General features: G+C 57.2%; 1 protein-coding gene. It reads right to left on the bottom strand.

Annotation, left to right across the window (positions count from 1 at the left end; translation table 11 throughout):
* Nucleotides 1–329: HyaD/HybD family hydrogenase maturation endopeptidase (locus M2R48_RS21220; protein ID WP_262087606.1), on the bottom strand; the 329-nt coding region annotated here is incomplete at its 3' end.
* Nucleotides 330–353: the final 24 nt, after the last annotated feature.

Below are 353 nucleotides of genomic sequence, written 5' to 3'. Positions count from 1 at the left end.
ATCAGCACCTCCTGAAAGCCGGTCTGGTGCAGGCTGAGCTTTTTGATGCCGAGGAATTTGGGGACATCGTCGTCGGCGATGAACTTCAGTTCGCCAGGCGCGAGGTTGTAATCCACGGCGTCGAAAATCAGCAGGTAATCGGCTTGCTGGACATGCTGGATCAAGTACAGGCCTTGCGTGCCGCCATCGATCAGCGCCACGTTGTCGGCGAACTCATAACGCTGTTGCAAGGCTTCGACGCAACGAACGCCGAAGCCTTCGTCGGCCCACAGGAGATTGCCGATGCCCAGCACAGTGATCTGCGGCAGTGTCGGTTGGAGAGGACTCATGGCGGTTTCTACCATTCTGGTCAT

The sequence above is a fragment of the Acinetobacter sp. I-MWF genome (assembly GCF_025433935.1).
GTDB lineage: Bacteria > Pseudomonadota > Gammaproteobacteria > Pseudomonadales > Moraxellaceae > Acinetobacter > Acinetobacter guillouiae.
Note: the sequence above shows the minus strand (reverse complement) of the source record. Positions and strands in the feature narration are given on the sequence as shown.